The sequence below is a fragment of the Pseudarthrobacter sp. NBSH8 genome, from assembly GCF_014217545.1.
Classification (GTDB): domain Bacteria; phylum Actinomycetota; class Actinomycetes; order Actinomycetales; family Micrococcaceae; genus Arthrobacter.
Window position 1 is genome coordinate 1,848,843 of sequence record NZ_CP043178.1, and the last position, 16,819, is coordinate 1,865,661.

Below are 16,819 nucleotides of genomic sequence, written 5' to 3' on the forward strand. Positions count from 1 at the left end.
TTGGTCATTGCAGGTGCGCTCACGAGACACGCCCCTGCGGTGCGACGCGTACGTAGGCGGTCTTGGTCTCGGTAAAGAAGTCCGCGACAACATCGCTGTTTTGTTCGCGCGGGGCCGGGAAGGAGGAATCGCGAAGTCCGCCAAACGGCGCATGGACCTCTGAACCGGTGGAAGGTGCGTTGACCTTGATCAATCCGGCGACCACTTCGTTGAGGCAGCGGCGGATGGCGTGCTCGTCGCGGGTGAAGACCGATGCGGTCAGGCCGAAGTCGGTGGCATTGGCCAAAGTGATGGCCTCATCGAGGTCCGCGACGCGCATCAGCGTCACGATCGGACCGAACACTTCTTCGTGGGTGATGGTCAAGGCATCGGTTCCGGCGAGCAGCGTGGGCAGGACGTAGTGCCCCGGAGCGTCCGACTTTGATCCTTGCGCCAAAACCGTTGCACCCTCGGCTTGGGCCTGGGACAGTGCGGCTTCGATGTCGCTTCGGGCGCGGTCTGAGACAACCGGGCCCATGTCCGATGTTGCTTCGGTTCCCGGGCCGGCGACCAGGGCGTTGACCAGCGGCACCAGGGCTTCGACCAGACGGTCGTGGACGTCCCCGACGGCGATGATGCGGCGGGTGGCAGTGCATTTCTGGCCGGTGCTGCTCATGGCGGCCGCCACAATGGCGGCCGCGGCACTGGCGACGTCCGCATCCGGCATGACGATGGCGGCATTGTGCCCGCCCAGTTCCATCTGCAGCTTCGCGCCACGAAGCACCACTCGTTCGCGGATCTGGTGGCCCACCGGAACGGAGCCCGTAAAGGTCACTGCGGCGATTCCCTCGTGTTCGACCAGACTCGATCCCAAGGAGCCCGGGCCCAGGACCAGGTTCAGGACACCGGCGGGAACGCCGGCTTCAACAAGGATCTCGGCGAAGGCCAGGGCGACGGCGGGGGTATCGCTGGCCGGCTTCCACACGACTGTGTTGCCCCAGAGCAGCGCCGGTGCGATTTTCCAGGCCGGAATCTGCAGCGGGAAGTTCCAGGGGGTGATGACCCCGACCACGCCTACCGGGCGGCGGATGGTACGGACGAGTTCATCGGCATTGCCCGACGGGTAGGTGACGCCGTCGGCGCGGCGGGCCGAGCCGGCCTGGTAGTACAGGGTCTCCACGGTGGCACCGACTTCGCCTCGGGAGTCGGCCAGGGTCTTGCCCTGTTCGCGGGTCATCAGCACAGCAATGTCTTCGCCGCGCTCCTCCAGGAGCTGTGCAGCACGCCGCAGCACGCGTCCGCGGCCCAGGATTCCCACCCGGTCCCAGCCGGCCAGCGCGGCACGGCCGGCGGCGATGGCTGCTTCCAGCGTTTGAGTGGTGGCTGTGGCGTAGCGGGCAACCACTTCGCCGGGGTCGGCCGGGTTGAAACTTTGGGCTTCGGCTCCGGTTGCGCTGTCCCACTGGCCGTTGATGAGCTGTTTGAGTTCCAGGGTTTGGGTGGTTGTGGTGTTCACGGTGTGGTTCCTGCTTTCTAGCTGCGGTGTATCGAATCTGTGATCCACGATACGGGGGTCGCTTATCATAGAGAAGTATTTATTGCCTATTGATTCATAAGCAGAGACACTTAGTATTTATGGAACTGAGACAGCTTCGCTACTTCATCGCGGTCGCCGAGGAAATGCATTTCAACCGGGCCGCTGCGCGCCTGCACATCGCCCAACCGGCGCTGAGCCAGCAGATCCAGCGCCTGGAAAGAAACCTGAAAACCCAGCTCTTCGTCCGCACCACCCGATCGGTGGAGATCACGGACACAGGCCGCGTGCTCCTCGAGGCAGCCCGTCGGGTCATCTCCGAAGCGGAGCGCGCAGAAAGCCAAGTGGAACTGGCCACCCGTGGCAGCACGGGGCTTCTCAGGGTTGGATTTGTCAGCTCCGCTGCCCTGTTCTTGTTGCCGGGCATGGTCAACAGCATGCATGAGCAGTGGCCGCAGGTGCAGTTCCAGCTCCAGGAAAACACCACCGAACGGCAAATCCAGGGGGTACTCGAGGGCCAGCTGGATGTCGGCATCGTTCGGGAAATCGAGCCCATCGAAGGAATTCATGTCACCGCGCTGAGGCGTGAACCGCTGATCGTTGCGGTGCCGCATTCCCATCCTCTGGCCCAGCGGGCAAGCGTCCCGTTGAAGGAACTCGCGGGGCAGGATTTCGTGGTTTTCCCGCGCCATCAGGTCTCGCGGCTTTACGACCTGATTTCCGCCCTGTGCATCCAGGCGGGGTTTCATATCAGGGTCGCCCAGGAAGCCATTCAGTTCCCCACCATCCTGGGGCTCGTGGCGGCCCGCACAGGGATCGCTATCGTCCCGGAGTCGCTGCGCGCGCTGCAGATCCCCGGCGTGGCCTATCTCGACCTAACCGACGCCGCTGCCTATTCACGGGTATCGCTGATTTGTGCCGAGGGCCGGCAGGATTCGGCGCTCGTGGAACGATTCATGGAAGCCGGCGGCGTGTGAGACTGCCACGCGCCGAGACAGGCGATGGGGCCCCGGCACCGATGCCGGGGCCCCATCGCCTGCTCACAGGAAAGGGCGTGTCGGGTACCGCCTTTAGGGCCTCACTCCACGGGGCTTCCGGTCGAGGACTCCCTGCTCCAGCGCCATGCGCCGGACGAACACCGGGGCCGCGAACAAGGACGGCAGGATGATGAAGCCCACGGGAACCGCAGTGATGACAATGAATGATTGCAGCGCGCTGATTCCACCGTCGCCAATGGAGATCAGCACCGCGGCTGCCACGCCCATGGTCACAGCCCAGGCGGCACGCAGCTTCGTCGAAGGCTCGCCCTCAATGGTGCACGATTGGGCAATGCTGAAGGACATCGAGTCCGCCGTGGTCGCCACAAACATGATGGTCAGGACCAGGAACGCTGTGGCAATGATTCCGGAGAAGGGCAACTGCTCGGCGATGGTCATCACCACGGCCGGCAGGCCGTCACTGGCCAGAGGCCCGGAAATGGAGCCAGGATTCTGCTGCTCGAACATAATGCCGGTGCCACCGAGCACGGTAAACCAGAAGCAAGTGACGATCGGCGGCAGGACCGCCGTAAACAGGATGAGTTCACGAACTGTGCGGCCGCGGGAAATGGTGGCCACGAAGATGGCCATCAACGGCGCGTAGCCCAGGAACCAGGCGAAGAAGAAGACCGTCCAGCCTGAGACCCACCCCTGGTCCCCCTGGTAGAGCGAGGTGCCCACAAAGTTCTGAAGGTACACGCCGAAACCGCCGACGAAGGACTTGAATATGTAGGCGGCCGAGCCCAATACCAACACGGCGGCCATGAGACCCAGGGCCAGCCAGACATTGAGCCGGCTCATCAGCTGGATGCCCTTGCTCAAGCCGGAGGAGACCGAAAGGGCGGCAAGTCCGGTGAGCACCGCGATGATGATCAGCTGCGTGCCGTAGTTGTTGGGAACCCCGAAGAGCCTGGAAAGTCCGTAGGAGACCTGGAGCCCCAGGAAGCCGATCGGACCAACCGTCCCGGCCACCACGGCGATGATGCAGACCACGTCGGCCACGGTGCCGATCCAGCTTTTGAGTACCCTGCGCCCCATGACGGGGTAGAGCAGCGTTCGCGGCCGCAGCGGCATGCCTTTGGATACGGCATGGGTCATAACAATGGCCCCAAGCGAACCCAAAATGGCCCAGGCCAGGAAGCCCCAGTGCACAAAAGTCTGTCCCAGCGCGATGTGTGCCGCTTCGGTCGGATCTCCACTGGGCTCACCGTAATACGGTGGACTGGCGATGTAGTGGGAGATCGGCTCCGCAGCGGCCCAGAAGACGCCGCCGCCGGCCAGGAGGGTGCACATGATCATCGCAACCCACTTGAAGCGACCGTAGTCCGGAGAAACGTGTCCTCCAAGCCTGGCCTTTGCATAAGGCGTCAACGCCAGCGCAATGGAACACACGAAGGTTGCCAGCAAAAGCGCTTGCCAGTAGAAGCCCACCCATTTCGCGGAGAAGGAAAATCCCTCGCTGATTGCGTCGGATGACTGCTTCGGGAAGATGAGGGTGGCGAGCACGAAGACGGCCAGTATCCCGAGGCTGGCAATCGTGACCTTTCGATCTGCGACGGGCTTGAATTGTTCGCCGACTGCGCGGCTGGGGGTTTCCTCGGAAGCCATGGGGAGGCGTTCTTCCTGCTCCAGAGATTGGATTCGGTTCTTCATCGTGTGCTCGACAACTTTCCTGTTAGCCGGATCACGCAGACTGCGTAGAAATGAGATTAGCCTCACATCATTCACGGGGTCCAAGACTTAGTTGATCATTATTGATAACCTGTTGATATAGATGCTCGCGATGAACTACATACTCTGACCGGCCTGTCTCGAGCCGCGGCCCACGCGGGGGAGACCGGCACCGGCTAACTCGCGGATCATCTCTTGTGTGTTCCGGATCGCAGAACCCGGACGAGCATCGCACCTAGAGTCGTGGGGACAACGGTTTCACCACGAAAGGGTCGCCCTCATGAAGGCAGTACTTAACGGCACCGTGCTTGCGGAAGCACCGCGGGACGAGCTGATCAAGATCGAAGGGAACTGGTACTTCCCGCCCCAGAGCGTCGACTCCGCACTGCTTATTGCCAGTGCAACACCGTATACCTGCGGGTGGAAGGGCCGGTGCCAGTACTTCAGTGTCAAGGACAGCGGCGGGAACCTGCTGCCGGACCGCGCTTTCAGTTACCCAGACCCGTATCCCACGTCGCTGGAGCGGGTAGGCCGGGATTACAGCAACTACGTCGCCTTCTGGAGAGAAATCCACATCACCGAATAGCAATGGCCGAGGTCCTCCGCCGGTATGGTCCCCTCCTCTGAGGGGATCCCGGCCAGAGGCCGGGCTGCGCGCCCGCTTGGGAGGTAGCGGTCAGATCTGGCCTACCGGTGAGCGTCCACCCGGCCGGAGGCACAGGGTCCCAGCGCTCCCGGGCCTGGCAGGGGCCAGACTTTTCAGAAGGATCGGATTGATGATGGTAAGGAGATTTCGTGGCTGAAGAAGTTGATGTTGTTGTTATTGGGATGGGTCCGGGAGGTGAGGCCGCCGCCGGCGAGCTCGCCGAAGGGGGTCTCTCGGTCGTGGGAATCGAAGGGCGCCTGGTCGGTGGGGAGTGTCCCTACTACGGCTGCATTCCGAGCAAGATGATGATCCGGGCCGGTAACTCCCTGGCGGAGGGCCGAAGGATCCACGGCCTCGCCGGAGATGCCGATGTCCGCCCGGACTGGGCGCCGGTGGCGGACCGGATCCGCTCGGAAGCCACCGATGACTGGGACGACACCGTCGCCGTGGACCGTTTCACCGGCAAAGGCGGCCGCTTTGTCCGTGGCCGGGGCAGAATTACGGGGCCGCGGACGGTCAGCGCCGCCGGCCGGGAGTTCACCGCCCGCCGCGCCATCGTGATCAATACCGGGACGGAACCAATGCTTCCCCCGATCCCGGGTCTGGCCGACGTGCCGTACTGGACCAACAGGGAGGCCATAGCCGCGACCGAGGTCCCGGAATCCCTGATTATCATCGGGGGAGGTGCGATCGGCGCGGAACTGGCGCAGGCCTTCGCGCGCTTCGGCACCCGGGTTACCGTACTGGAAGCGGCGCCGGGCCTGCTGCCTCCGGAAGAGCCGGAGGCCGGCAGGCTCCTTGAGAGCGTGCTGCGCGGAGAGGGCATTGACGTCCACGCCGGGGCACGAATTGAAAGGATCCAGCACTCCATGGGCACCTTCACGGTAGACCTCGGCGGTTCAACCCTTCGTGCCGGACGGCTTCTGGTCGCGGCGGGACGAACCACCAACCTCGAGCCTCTCGGCGTTGCCGCCCTGGGCCTGGATCCTGCCGCCCGCTTCCTGGACCCCGATGGGCACATGCGGATCGCCGACGGCGTCTACGCCGTCGGCGATATCACCGGCAAGGGCGCCTTTACCCACGTGTCCATGTACCAGGCATCCATCGCCGCCGCGCACATCCTGGGCCAGGACCCGGCCCCGGCCGAATACCATGCGGTTCCGCGGGTGACGTTCACCGACCCCGAGATCGGTTCCGTCGGCATCACCGAGGCCCAGGCCCGTGGGAAAGGCCTGAACGTGCGTGTCGGTCTCACCGACCTGGCCACGTCCGCCCGCGGCTGGCTCCACAAGTCCGGCAATCAGGGATTCATCAAACTCGTCGAAGACGCCGATCAAGGGGTGCTGGTCGGTGCGACATCCGCCGGGCCCGCCGGGGGAGAGGTGCTCTCTGCCCTGGCTCTTGCCGTCCACGCCAGGATTCCGGTCAGCACACTGCGGCGGATGATCTACGCTTATCCGACGTTCCACCGCGCCATTGAAGACGCACTGGACCGTCTTGAGTGAATCAGGCAGGTGTCCCGATGACCAGTGAGCCCATCGCCAACTACGCCATGCTCTCCGATTGCCGCTCAGCCGCGCTCGTGAGCGCCGCAGGTTCCGTGGACTGGCTGTGTTTCCCCCGTTTTGATAGCCCCTCGGTGTTCGGACGGATCCTGGGCGAGGACGCGGGTTATTGGTCGATCCGGCCCGCGGGCCCGCACACTTCGAAGCGGAGGTACCTCGGGCCGACGATGGTGTTGGAAACACTCCACACCACAGCCGGCGGGACCGTGAAAGTCACCGACGCCCTGGTGTTGGGAGACGGGAACCGGGGCCACGAACTCGGCGCCGGGGCTCCAGGCACGCTGCTGCGGCAGGTGGACTGTGTCGACGGCGAAGTCGAGATGGAGGTGGTCTTCGCGCCGCGGCCGGACTACGGCCTCGTCCTGCCGCTCCTTGAGGACACCGCCGGCGGAGTCCTCGTCCACGGCGGGGCCGACATGCTGGCCTTCTCCACCCCGGTCCCCTTCGAATTCGAGGATGGCGAAGCGCGTGCGAAGCCGGTTCTCCAGGCCGGAGACGTTCTGGGATTCGCGCTTCACCACCGCAACGCCGGGCCGGTACCGCCAGCGTTCTGGAGCCAGGCGGACATCGCGCGCCGGCTTGAGGACACGCTGGAGGGCTGGGGCAGCTGGTCCCGGATGCATCAAAGCTACGACGGACCCTGGCAGGAGCTGGTCGCTTCCAGCGGCAGGATCCTGCAGGCGTTGACTTTCTATCCGACCGGCGCGATCGTCGCCGCCCCGACGACCTCCCTGCCCGAGGTCGCCGGCGGCACCCGGAACTGGGACTACCGGTACACCTGGATCCGGGACGCCAGCATGACCCTACAGGCCCTGTGGGTGGCCGCCTGCCCGGATGAGGCCGGAAAGTTTTTCCAGTTCCTCGCCTCGGCAGCCGCTGGCCGGCTGAGCAGCGGCGACGAACTGCAGATCATGTACGGCGTCGGCGGGGAACGCGACCTGTCCGAACGCGAACTGGCCCACCTTCCGGGCTGGCGCGACAGCGCCCCGGTCCGGGTGGGCAACGGCGCTTGGGACCAGCGCCAGCTCGATGTCTACGGCGAACTCCTCGACGCCGCCGCCACCCTCCCGGAGTATCTGAACGATCTGGAGCCCGGGACGCGGCAGTTCCTTGCCGACGCGGCCGACGCGGCAGCATCACGCTGGCAGTCCACGGACCAGGGCATCTGGGAGGTCCGCGGTGCTCCCCGGCACTACCTTCACTCAAAGCTGATGTGCTGGGTGGCCGTGGATCGGGCCATCGGCCTCGCCGGGGTCCTGAACGCCGAAGACCGGGTTCCCCGCTGGGAACAGACCCGGGCACAGCTCGCCAACTCGATCCGGATGAACGGTTGGAACGAAACAGTCAACGCCTACACCCAGGCCTACGGCTCCGAAGACCTCGACGCGTCGGTCCTGGTGCTTTCCATCGTGGGGTTCGTGCCCGCCGATGATCCCCGGATGCTCGCGACGATCGATGCCATCGAAGAAAGGCTCACCGACAGCCGGGGCCTGGTGTACCGGTACCTGGCCGACGACGGGCTCTCGGGTGAGGAAGGGACCTTCCTGCTGTGCACGTTCTGGCTGGCCCACGCCCTGGCCCTGGCCGGGCGGACTGAGCGCGCCCGCGCTGTCTTCGAGCATGCCGCAGGCTACGCCACGGACCTGGGACTGCTGGCCGAAGAGGTTGCCCCGGACAGCAACGAGCTGCTCGGCAACTTTCCGCAGGCCTTCAGCCACATCGGCCTCGTCAATGCCGCCTGGGCCATCCGCACCGCCGAGGACAAAACCCGGGCCACTGCCGCCGTCGGGGGTAACGCCCCGTGACGGGTTCTGTCCCGGGCAGCAGACGCAGGGCCGTGATTCGGCTCGGAATCCTGCTGGTTCTCGTCGTCGCCGCCGCCGTGGTGGCGCTGGTTTTTCCGCTTCCGCCGGTCGAGGACATCCGGAGCTATTTCGGAACCGCCGGCGGGTGGGGGCTGGCGGCCTTCATCCTGGGCTACGCCGTGCTGACGCTGGCGCCGGTGCCCAAAAACGTCCTCTCAGTAGCCGCGGGGCTGGTCTTTGGGTTCGCCGGCGGCATCGCCGTCGTCTTTATCGCCGCGATCCTGGGGTCTGTCGCCGCGTTCTGGCTGGGCCGCTGGCTGGGCCGGGAGGCGGTGGAGAAATTCACCGGGGCGCGGGTGGAGAAAGTCGATGAGCTGCTGCGGCGCCGCGGCCTGGCGGCCATGATCGGTGTCCGGCTGGTACCCGTGCTGCCGTTTACGGCCATCAACTATACCGCCGGGCTGACCTCCATCCGGTGGTGGCCCTACTTCCTCGGGACCGCCATCGGCATCCTTCCGGGAACGGTGAGTTTCGTGACCCTGGGTGCGTTCGGCCTGCAGCCGGGATGGCAGCTCAACCTTGCCCTCGTGGCACTCGGCATTCTCACGGTGGCCGGGCTGGCGGTCGCGGTCCGGCGACGCCGGAAGGGCAGGGCCACCGATGTTTGATGCCCGGTTGCGGCGGGTCATGGAGCCAGCTCTGGGGCGGACCGCCGGCTGGCTGGACCGGCCGTGGATCACTCCGGACCGGCTGACGGGCCTGAACCTGGTTCTTGGCCTTGCCAGCGCGGTCCTTGCGGCGGTGCAATGGTGGCTGCCGGCCCTGGCCGCGTGGCTGCTCTGCCGGGTGGCCGACGGCCTCGACGGCCCCCTGGCCCGGCGCCGGAACGCCCGCGCGGGGACTGAAGACAACGGGCGGGGCGGATTCTGGGACATCTGCGCCGATTTCATCGTCTACGGCGCCACGGTGGTCGGCGTCGGGATCGGCGCGACCGCGGGCTTCAGTGCCCCGTGGCTGCCGTTCCTGCTGGTCCTTTTCGCCTACTACATCAACGGTACGGCGTTCCTGGCCTTCTCCTCCATCGCCGAAAAGACCGGCCGCCAGCTCCGGGACGGCCGGTCCTTGTCGTTCCTGGGCGGCCTGACCGAAGGCGCCGAGACCGTGGCCGTGCACAGCCTCTGGCTGGTCTTGCCGGGTGCCGCCTGGGAAATCGCGGCTGTCTGGGCGCTTTTCGTGACCGCCAGCGGCGTCCAGCGGATCATCGCCGGCTACCGGTCCCTAGGCGAGGTACGGGCCGGTCCAGCCAGCGGCGCCGGAACCAGACCAGCCCCGCCATTGCCCCGCGCATGATTGGCGAGGCCAGACGCTCCCTGACGTCGGCGACGGCGGCATTCCACACCCCGTCCGAAAAGGTCGGATAGGGGTGGGTCGTTCCGGCAATGTCAGACGTCGTCATCCCCCTTTGGACGGCCAGGGTCAGTTCAGCAAGGGATTCCCCCGCCCGCGGGCCGACGATCGTGCCGCCCAGGATTTTTCCCCGCCGGTCCACGATCAGCCGGGTGAACCCGCCCGTCGAGTCCTCCGTGACGGCCCGGTCGACATGGGTATGGCGGACAGTCCGGGCGCGGTGCTGCAGACCGCCGTCGGGGGTGGTGAGCCCGACGGCGGCCACCTCCGGGGAGGTGAACGTCACCCGGGGCACGGTGCTGCTGACCTGGCGTTTGAGCCCGAGCACCGCGTTCGACGCCGCCACAGACGCGTGGACTCCGGCCAGGTGGGTGAACTGGGGGTTCGCGGTTACATCTCCCGCGGCCCAGATGTGCGGGTTGGAGGTCATCATCCGGGTGTCCGTGATCACCTGGCCGTCCTTGTCCAGGCCTACCCCGATCCGTTCCAGGCCCAGACCCGCGGTGCGGGGCGCGCGTCCGGTTGCCAGCAGGACCGTGTCGGTGTCAACGGAAGCGCCGTCCGCCAGCAGGAGCCGGGATCCGCTGTCCGTGGTGACCGCGTTCTCGACGGTGGCGTTCTCCAGGATGCGGACACCGTCGGATGCCAGGCTCTCCCGGACGAGGTCGGCGGCGTCGGGATCTTCCTTGGAGAGGATCCGGGAGCGGACGATCATGGTGACCTCGGATCCGAGGCGGGCAAAGGCTTGTCCGAGTTCGCAGGCGATCGGGCCGCCGCCAACAATCGCCAGCCGCCCCGGAAGAGTGTCGAGTTCCCAGATCGTGTCCGAGGTCACGGCGGCCCCCGGGTCCAGGCCCGGGATGCCGGTGTTGACCGGGGCCCCGCCGGTGGCGATCAGTGCTTGCCGGAAGCGGATCATCCTGCCATCAACCTCGGCCACCCCGGGCGAGCGGAACGTCAGCGCGCCCTTGAGGACTTCAACGCCGGCGGCTTCGAGTGCCTCCGGGGAGTCGACAGGTTCGATGGTGTTGATCGCGGCAAAGATGCGCTTGCGCACCGCGGCGAATTCCGGGGGGCGGCCGGTCAGTGCGCGGGCTGTCGTGGCGTGTTCGGCTGCCGAGAGGAGGGTCTTGGACGGCACACATCCGGTCCACAGGCAGTCACCGCCGGTGCGGGCCTGTTCGACCAGCAGGGTTTGCGCTCCGAACCCGGCCGCCGTTTTGGCGCCCACGATTCCCGCGGTTCCCCCGCCCACGACCAGGAGGTCAACGATCGTGTTCTCGACTGCCATGATGGACTCCTCGTAAGTGATGTTCAATGCCGAACAAAAGCGCCCGGCGGTGCGGTCTACCGGGACCGTGCCGGCGGATCGAACCAGAAGGAGCCCGCCATCCGCGATAAATACACGCTGTTCGCCCCGTTTTATGATCTGTTCTCGGGCGAATACCCTGTCTATCATGCCGGACGGGTGCTGGGCATCGACGCCCTGGCCCCCACAACGGGCCAGCAGGTGCTGGACATCGGCTGCGGAACCGGGTTGAATTTTTCCCTGCTGCAGGAGCGCGTTGGTTCTTCCGGGACCATCGTCGGCATCGACCGCAGCGCCGAAATGCTCCACCAGGCGCGGCGCCGCGCCCAGGCCCGCGGCTGGGAGAACGTGATCCTGCTCCAGGCCGACATGGTGCTGCTCGATCCCGGGACCATCGCTGCCCGCATTGAAGAAGGCGGGGGAGCCGAGGTTTCGGATGCAGCCCTGGCGACCTATTCGTTGTCCCTGATGGGGGACTGGGAGCAGGCGTGGACGAACATGACAAGGCTGCTGGCCACACACGCGCGCGTCGGTGTTGTGGACCTGCAGGAACCGGAGGGATGGGCGCGGTGGTTGACTCCGCTGGCGCGGCTGGCGTGCGCGGTCGGCGGATCCGACATCACCGCCGCCCCCTGGCAGGCCGTGGAGGAACGGTGCGTCGACGTCGTGCGCGCCTCCGCCCGGGGCGGACACCTCCAGATCCGGGCAGGGAAGACGACACGCGACAAATAAGGGCAGCTGCCGCCCACGATCCCATCCCGGCTTTGCAGGGCGCAATGCACCGCTGCCGCCATTAGTTTCTGCTGTGTAGTTCAGATTACTGAACGGTGTCCCGGCCCGGGCCTACCTTGAAGACGTCAGCAAAACCTCTTCCATGGAAGGTCGCCGTCATGGCTTCTGCATCAGCTATTTCCCGTCCCACCTCAGCTACCGGCATTGGACGGCGCGTCCTCGCCGGGGTCGCCGGAGGCATCGCCGGCGGTATCGTCTTCGGCATGCTCATGGCCGTGATGGGCATGCTGCCCGTCATCGCGTCCATGGTCGGCTCCACCTCCGCGGTGATCGGGTTCGGCGTCCATCTGATGATTTCGGTGATGATCGGCCTCGGCCTGACGGTGCTCTTCGGCAACCGGTTTCTCACCGGGTACGGCCGCGGCGCCCTCGTCGGACTCGGCTACGGGGCCATCTGGTGGGTCCTGGGCCCGCTGATGATCATGCCGGCCATGATGGGCATGCCCCTTTTTGCTATTGATCTCACCGCCCTGATGAGTCTCATGGGCCACATGATTTATGGCGTTATTCTGGGAGTGGTGGCGGTCCGCGTCCTCAAGAGCCGGGCATGACCGATTCCTGCCGGGTCGATGTGGGGGCCACCGTCTCCGGAGACCTGCGACCGTGGGCCCCGCGGCAACGAGAGGCCGACCCCCTCATGGCAGGACCCACTGACCCGTTCAGTTGTTTGAATGAAGTTGATCTGTTCGCTGACCTCAGTGCACAGGAGATCGAGGCCATGGACCTTATGGCCCCGGCCCGGCTGTTCCGCCGCGGCGAGTTGTTGTTCAGCCAAAGTCAGCCCGTCACGGCCCTGTTCATCCTCAAGTCCGGCCGGGTGCGTGTTTTCCGGGTGGCCGAGGATGGCAAGGCCCTGACCATGGCCATCCTGGAGCCGGGCGCGGTGTTCGGGGAAATGATGCTCGTGGGCCAGCGGATGTATGACAACTACGCCGAGGCCATCGAAGACGCAGCGATCTGCCAGCTCAGCGTGGACGAGGTGGAACGGTTCCTGCTCTCGGATCCGCGCATCGCTATCCGGATCTCGCGGCTCCTGGGCGAACAGGTCGCCCGCCTTGAAGAACGCCTCACCGACCTGGCATTGCGGCCGCTCTCGGCCCAAGTGGCGTCCACCCTGCTCAAACTCGGTGACGCCGCGGGGCCGCCGCGCTTCGGGCAGGCCCGGACCATCCACCTGACCCACGAACAGCTCGCCGGCCTCCTCGGCGCCTCACGGGAGGCCACCAGCAAGATCATGGGTGACCTCACAGCTAAAAAAGCCATCCGCCAGGGCCGCGGACGCATCGTCATCCAGGACCGCGACGTCCTGCGCACACTGGCCCGGAGCTCCTCATGATCACCGCCACGTTTTACGGCCAGGTGATCGCCCGCTCCGGCCAGACGGTGTATCTGGAGGGCAACCATTACTTCCCCCGGGAGTCGCTGGTGCCGGGCACGCTGGAAAACAGCTGGGTCCGCACCCTGTGCTTCTGGAAGGGGGTTGCCCGCTACCACCACGTCCGCGCGGGGGACCACCGGGCACCGAACGCCGCCTGGTCCTACCCGCGGCCGACGCCCCTGGCCCGGATGATCAAAGGCCATGTGGCCTTCGCCCCCGGCGGGGGCGTCATCGTCAGCGGCGCCCGGCCCTGACCGGTCGCCTCTGCCGCTTCCTCCGCCCTGCATTTTTGTCCTGTCAGTCCCAATAGATAAGAGAGTTTCCGCATGCCACGCATTCCCGCCCACACCGTTGCCACGGCCCCCGAAGCGTCCCAAGGCAACGCCCGGAAACTGGAGCAGAAGATGGGCAAACTGCTCAACATCCACGCCGGGATGGCCCACTCACCGGCCGTGATCGCCTCCTACATGGGGATGTCCGCCGCTATCGCCGAACACGGCAGCTATGACGCCCGCACCCGCGAAGCGATTGCCCTGGCCGTCGGAAACCAGAACGGCTGCGACTACTGCCAGGCCGCCCACACCCTCGCGGCACGCCGGGCAGGGCTGGACGATGAGCAAATCATCGCGATCCGCGCCGGCGAAGTGAACTTCGACGACAAACTCGAAGCGATCTCCTCGGTCGCCCGCGAAGCCGCGGCCAGGACCGGGAACGTCTCCGACGCGACCTGGCAGGCCGCCCTAAACGCCGGCTGGAGCGCCGAGGAACTCTCGGAGGCGTTCGCCCACATCGCGGCCAATCTGTTCACCAACTATTTCAACCACTACGCCGGAACCGAACTGGACCTGCCAGCCGTCCCGGAACTGACCGCCTAAGACACCTCACACCAGCACAGCAGGAGAACCATGAAGATCGCAGCCCTCCTCCGGAGCGTCGAGCTCCTCACACGCCCGGTCCACCCGGAGAGCAGGGCCGCGATGGATCAGCGCTGGGCCGGGCTCCCCGGACACGTGAAGACACCGGCGCAGCTGCTGGGACGAAGCGCCGTCGGGTGCGAAGGCACCCACGGCGTGTTTCCCAAATGCAATCTGACCTGCTCACCGTGCTACCACTCAGCGGACGCGAACAAAGTCCGGATCGACGGCGAACACACCATCACAGCCGTCACACAACAAATGGAGTTCCTGCGCCGGGTCCGCGGCCCCCGCGCCCACGCCCAGCTGATCGGCGGAGAAGTCAGCCTGCTCCCGGCCAACGACCACGCCGCAGCACTGCAAGCCATGCACGCTAACGGCCGCGAACCCATGTCCATGACCCACGGCGATTTCGACTACGACTACCTCCTGGACGTCGTCCTGGACGACGAGGGCCGCCCCCGGTTCCGGAAAGTGTCCTTTGCCGCCCACTTCGATTCCCTGATGCGGGGACGTCGCGGGGCCGTACGCCCCCGTAATGAAGCCGAACTGAACCCGTTCCGTGCCCGGTTCGCGGAAATGTTCGTTGCCCTTAAACACGACCACGGCGTCAGCTCCTATATTGCCCACAACATGACCGTTACCCCCGCCAATGTCGACCAGGTCGCCGAGGTGACCCACGCGGTGCTGGGCATGCCGTACGACATGCTCTCCTTCCAGCCGGCTGCTTACATCGGGGATGACCGGAGATGGTCCGAGGACTTCGAGGAGATCACCATCGACGCCGTCTGGTCCCGCATCGAAGCAGGCGCCGGCCAACCCATTCCCTGGCAGGGAACCCAGTTCGGGGACACCCGGTGCAACCGGACCGCCGTCGCCCTCAGCACCGGATCCGTGCTCACCCCACTGCTGGACCCGGACGATCCCCGGGACCTCGCCGCGCGCGACAGGCTCCTGAATCACCACGGCGGCATGTATTTCGGCGGCACCCCTGCGTGGATCGTCGGCACCAAAATCCTCCGGGCACTCCTGGCCCACCCGGACGACCTTCCCGTCATCGTGTCCTTTGCCCGCCGCCTCGTGCGCCGGGCCGGCGGCCTGGGTGCGGTGGCGTCCGCTGCCTGGAGCCGCCGGCTGTCGTTCAAAACGTTCGTGGTGCACAACTTCATGGACGCCGCAGACGTCGCACCGGCATGGGCGCTAATGGAGCGCGGCGTGACCAGCGCTGACCCGAAGATCCGGGAAACCCAGGAACGCCTCGGCTCCTGCATGTACGCGATGAGCCACCCCGAAACCGGGCGCCTCGTCCCGGCCTGCGTCCAGCATTCGAGCCTGGACGCGGCAGAAAACGCCGGGCTGCGAAAAATGCTCCCTCTCCGCCCCGTCACACCGGCGGCCGCGGAGCCGCAGCCGTGAGAACAGCCAACACCCGGCGAAGAGGCCCCGCCGTAGCCGATCACCACCCTGACAGGACCGTCACACCGCCCATGACTTTTACCCTCCGCGCCAGAAATATGCTCACCGGTGCGGCCGCGATCGCGGTCGCTGCGCTGGCCCTGGCCGGCTGCGCCGCCCCACCGGCGGCGCAGACCGACTTCACAGGCTGGGACCAGGTCACCGCAGCTGCCCAGGGCCAGACCGTGCGCCTTTGGATGTATGGCGGCGACGAGCAGGCCAATTCCTACGTCGATAACACCCTGACACCCGCGGCGGCGAAAGAAGGGGTCACGCTTCAACGCGTCCCGGTCGCCGACACGAAAGATGCCCTGAACCGTGTCCTGACCGAAGTGCAGGCCGGAACAAGAGAGGGCGGCGTCGACCTTGTCTGGGTCAACGGCGATAACTTCGGCACCGGCAAGCAGGCCGGGGCATGGTGGTGCGGCTGGACCCCGATGCTGCCCAATATGAAACTCACCGCGCCGTCGGATCCGCTGCTGGCCAACGATTTCGGGACACCGGTTGAGGGCTGCGAAGCGCCGTGGAGCAAGGCCCAGTTCAGCTTCGCGTACAACTCCGCCACCGTCACCGACCCGCCGAAGACCCTGGCAGGGCTGCTGGACTGGGCCCGGACGCACCCGGGCCGCTTCACGTACCCGGCACCGCCGGACTTCACCGGCTCCGTCTTCACCCGGCAGGTGCTTTACAGCGTCTCCGGCGGATACACCAACGTGCCGCTGGGCTTCGACCGGGCCTCATTCGACAGGCTCACCCCGGCCCTGTTCGACACGCTCACCGGCCTTGCCCCGTCGCTGTGGCGCGAAGGGAAGACATACCCGAAAACATCCGGGGAACTGAACGCCCTGTTCGCCGGCGGACAGGTCGATTTCACCATGACCTACGGCCCGGCCACCCTGACCAAACTCGTCGCCGACGGCACCTACCCGGCGGCCACGAAAGTCCTCACCCTGGACGAAGGTACGGTGGGGAACGCGAGCTTCCTGGCGATCCCGTCAACCTCCGGGCACCAGGCGGGGGCAATGGTCGTCGCGAACCTGGCGCTCTCCCCGGAACAGCAGGCCGCCAAAGCGGACCCGCGAGTCTGGGGGCAGTTCCCGGTTCTTGACCCGGCCGCGCTCAGCGCTCCTCAGCGGGCCATGTTCGATGCCCTGCCGCCATCGCCGGTGGTTCCCGCCTACGATGTGCTGTCGAAAAGCGCCAACCCGGAACTTTCGGCCGCATGGGTGCCGGAACTCGACGAGGCCTGGCGGCGTCAGATCCTCACGGGCCGGTGACGCAGTGGTCTCCAGCCGTGCCCCGCTGAGCCCGCGCAGACCCCTGCCGC

General features: G+C 66.2%; 16 protein-coding genes. 13 read left to right on the plus strand and 3 right to left on the minus strand.

Translation table 11 applies throughout. From position 1 onward, the window contains the following. Positions 1–19: 19 nt before the first annotated feature. Positions 20–1,495: an aldehyde dehydrogenase gene (locus FYJ92_RS08470; RefSeq protein WP_219729691.1), complete on the minus strand. Its 1,476-nt coding sequence runs from the start codon at positions 1,493–1,495 to the stop codon at positions 20–22. Positions 1,496–1,614: 119 nt separating this feature from the next. On the opposite strand from FYJ92_RS08470, the gene FYJ92_RS08475 reads away from it, so the two are divergent. Continuing rightward, positions 1,615–2,490, plus strand: a complete 876-nt coding sequence (locus FYJ92_RS08475; RefSeq protein WP_185263445.1) for a LysR family transcriptional regulator — start codon at positions 1,615–1,617, stop codon at positions 2,488–2,490. A gap of 93 nt (positions 2,491–2,583) precedes the next feature. Here FYJ92_RS08475 and FYJ92_RS08480 read toward each other — a convergent pair whose 3' ends face one another. Then, positions 2,584–4,203 (minus strand): BCCT family transporter, encoded by a 1,620-nt coding sequence (locus FYJ92_RS08480; protein ID WP_255482353.1) that lies wholly within the window; start codon positions 4,201–4,203, stop codon positions 2,584–2,586. 298 nt (positions 4,204–4,501) lie between these two features. Here FYJ92_RS08480 and FYJ92_RS08485 point away from each other — a divergent pair, with 298 nt between their 5' ends. The 5 genes from FYJ92_RS08485 to FYJ92_RS08505 all read left to right on the plus strand — a co-directional run bounded on the left by FYJ92_RS08485 (position 4,502) and on the right by FYJ92_RS08505 (position 9,587). Continuing rightward, positions 4,502–4,807 carry a DUF427 domain-containing protein gene (locus FYJ92_RS08485; protein WP_185263446.1) on the plus strand — a complete coding sequence of 102 codons (306 nt, stop codon included), beginning with the start codon at positions 4,502–4,504 and terminating at the stop codon, positions 4,805–4,807. A gap of 209 nt (positions 4,808–5,016) precedes the next feature. After that, positions 5,017–6,372: an NAD(P)/FAD-dependent oxidoreductase gene (locus FYJ92_RS08490; RefSeq protein WP_185263447.1), complete on the plus strand. Its 1,356-nt coding sequence runs from the start codon at positions 5,017–5,019 to the stop codon at positions 6,370–6,372. A 17-nt stretch (positions 6,373–6,389) separates the two neighbouring features. Then, a complete protein-coding gene (locus FYJ92_RS08495; protein ID WP_185263448.1) occupies positions 6,390–8,237 on the plus strand; it encodes a glycoside hydrolase family 15 protein in 1,848 nt (615 codons plus the stop codon). A 32-nt stretch (positions 8,238–8,269) separates the two neighbouring features. Continuing rightward, positions 8,270–8,905, plus strand: a complete 636-nt coding sequence (locus tag FYJ92_RS08500) for a TVP38/TMEM64 family protein (protein ID WP_185263449.1) — start codon at positions 8,270–8,272, stop codon at positions 8,903–8,905. Positions 8,906–8,924: 19 nt separating this feature from the next. Next, positions 8,925–9,587 (plus strand): CDP-alcohol phosphatidyltransferase family protein, encoded by a 663-nt coding sequence (locus tag FYJ92_RS08505; protein ID WP_255482354.1) that lies wholly within the window; start codon positions 8,925–8,927, stop codon positions 9,585–9,587. On the opposite strand, the gene FYJ92_RS08510 is transcribed toward FYJ92_RS08505, so the two are convergent. After that, entirely contained in the window at positions 9,496–10,935 is a 1,440-nt protein-coding gene (locus FYJ92_RS08510; RefSeq protein WP_185263451.1) for an NAD(P)/FAD-dependent oxidoreductase, read from the minus strand. The genes FYJ92_RS08505 and FYJ92_RS08510 overlap by 92 nt on opposite strands. A 177-nt stretch (positions 10,936–11,112) precedes the next feature. Here FYJ92_RS08510 and FYJ92_RS08515 point away from each other — a divergent pair, with 177 nt between their 5' ends. From FYJ92_RS08515 to FYJ92_RS08545, 7 genes are all read left to right on the plus strand, one after another. Then, positions 11,113–11,685, plus strand: a complete 573-nt coding sequence (locus tag FYJ92_RS08515) for a class I SAM-dependent methyltransferase (RefSeq protein ID WP_219729692.1) — start codon at positions 11,113–11,115, stop codon at positions 11,683–11,685. A 158-nt stretch (positions 11,686–11,843) separates the two neighbouring features. Beyond that, a complete protein-coding gene (locus tag FYJ92_RS08520) occupies positions 11,844–12,296 on the plus strand; it encodes a hypothetical protein (RefSeq protein WP_185263452.1) in 453 nt (150 codons plus the stop codon). 116 nt (positions 12,297–12,412) lie between these two features. Further along, complete coding sequence (locus FYJ92_RS08525) at positions 12,413–13,081, plus strand: Crp/Fnr family transcriptional regulator (protein WP_255482355.1); 669 nt, start codon at positions 12,413–12,415, stop codon at positions 13,079–13,081. Further along, the gene (locus FYJ92_RS08530; RefSeq protein ID WP_185263453.1) at positions 13,078–13,377 is read left to right on the plus strand and encodes a DUF427 domain-containing protein; all 300 of its coding nucleotides are present in this window, start codon (positions 13,078–13,080) and stop codon (positions 13,375–13,377) included. The genes FYJ92_RS08525 and FYJ92_RS08530 overlap by 4 nt, the downstream gene beginning before the upstream one ends. A gap of 72 nt (positions 13,378–13,449) precedes the next feature. Further along, entirely contained in the window at positions 13,450–13,998 is a 549-nt protein-coding gene (locus FYJ92_RS08535) for a carboxymuconolactone decarboxylase family protein (RefSeq protein ID WP_185263454.1), read from the plus strand. A 30-nt stretch (positions 13,999–14,028) separates the two neighbouring features. Then, positions 14,029–15,453: a radical SAM domain-containing protein gene (locus FYJ92_RS08540; RefSeq protein ID WP_185263455.1), complete on the plus strand. Its 1,425-nt coding sequence runs from the start codon at positions 14,029–14,031 to the stop codon at positions 15,451–15,453. Positions 15,454–15,524: 71 nt separating this feature from the next. Further along, positions 15,525–16,769, plus strand: coding sequence for an ABC transporter substrate-binding protein (locus FYJ92_RS08545; RefSeq protein WP_219729694.1), 1,245 nt, complete (start codon positions 15,525–15,527; stop codon positions 16,767–16,769). Positions 16,770–16,819 lie beyond the last annotated feature (50 nt).

Bases quoted from the DNA above. Each gene is read 5' to 3' on its own strand.
- FYJ92_RS08475 (WP_185263445.1), top strand. From the start codon at position 1,615: ATGGAACTGAGACAGCTTCGCTACTTCATCGCGGTCGCCGAGGAAATG.
- FYJ92_RS08480 (WP_255482353.1), bottom strand. From the start codon at position 4,203: ATGAAGAACCGAATCCAATCTCTGGAGCAGGAAGAACGCCTCCCCATG.
- FYJ92_RS08485 (WP_185263446.1), top strand. From the start codon at position 4,502: ATGAAGGCAGTACTTAACGGCACCGTGCTTGCGGAAGCACCGCGGGAC.
- FYJ92_RS08495 (WP_185263448.1), top strand. From the start codon at position 6,390: ATGACCAGTGAGCCCATCGCCAACTACGCCATGCTCTCCGATTGCCGC.
- FYJ92_RS08505 (WP_255482354.1), top strand. From the start codon at position 8,925: ATGGAGCCAGCTCTGGGGCGGACCGCCGGCTGGCTGGACCGGCCGTGG.
- FYJ92_RS08510 (WP_185263451.1), bottom strand. From the start codon at position 10,935: ATGGCAGTCGAGAACACGATCGTTGACCTCCTGGTCGTGGGCGGGGGA.
- FYJ92_RS08520 (WP_185263452.1), top strand. From the start codon at position 11,844: ATGGCTTCTGCATCAGCTATTTCCCGTCCCACCTCAGCTACCGGCATT.
- FYJ92_RS08530 (WP_185263453.1), top strand. From the start codon at position 13,078: ATGATCACCGCCACGTTTTACGGCCAGGTGATCGCCCGCTCCGGCCAG.
- FYJ92_RS08535 (WP_185263454.1), top strand. From the start codon at position 13,450: ATGCCACGCATTCCCGCCCACACCGTTGCCACGGCCCCCGAAGCGTCC.
- FYJ92_RS08540 (WP_185263455.1), top strand. From the start codon at position 14,029: ATGAAGATCGCAGCCCTCCTCCGGAGCGTCGAGCTCCTCACACGCCCG.
- FYJ92_RS08545 (WP_219729694.1), top strand. From the start codon at position 15,525: ATGACTTTTACCCTCCGCGCCAGAAATATGCTCACCGGTGCGGCCGCG.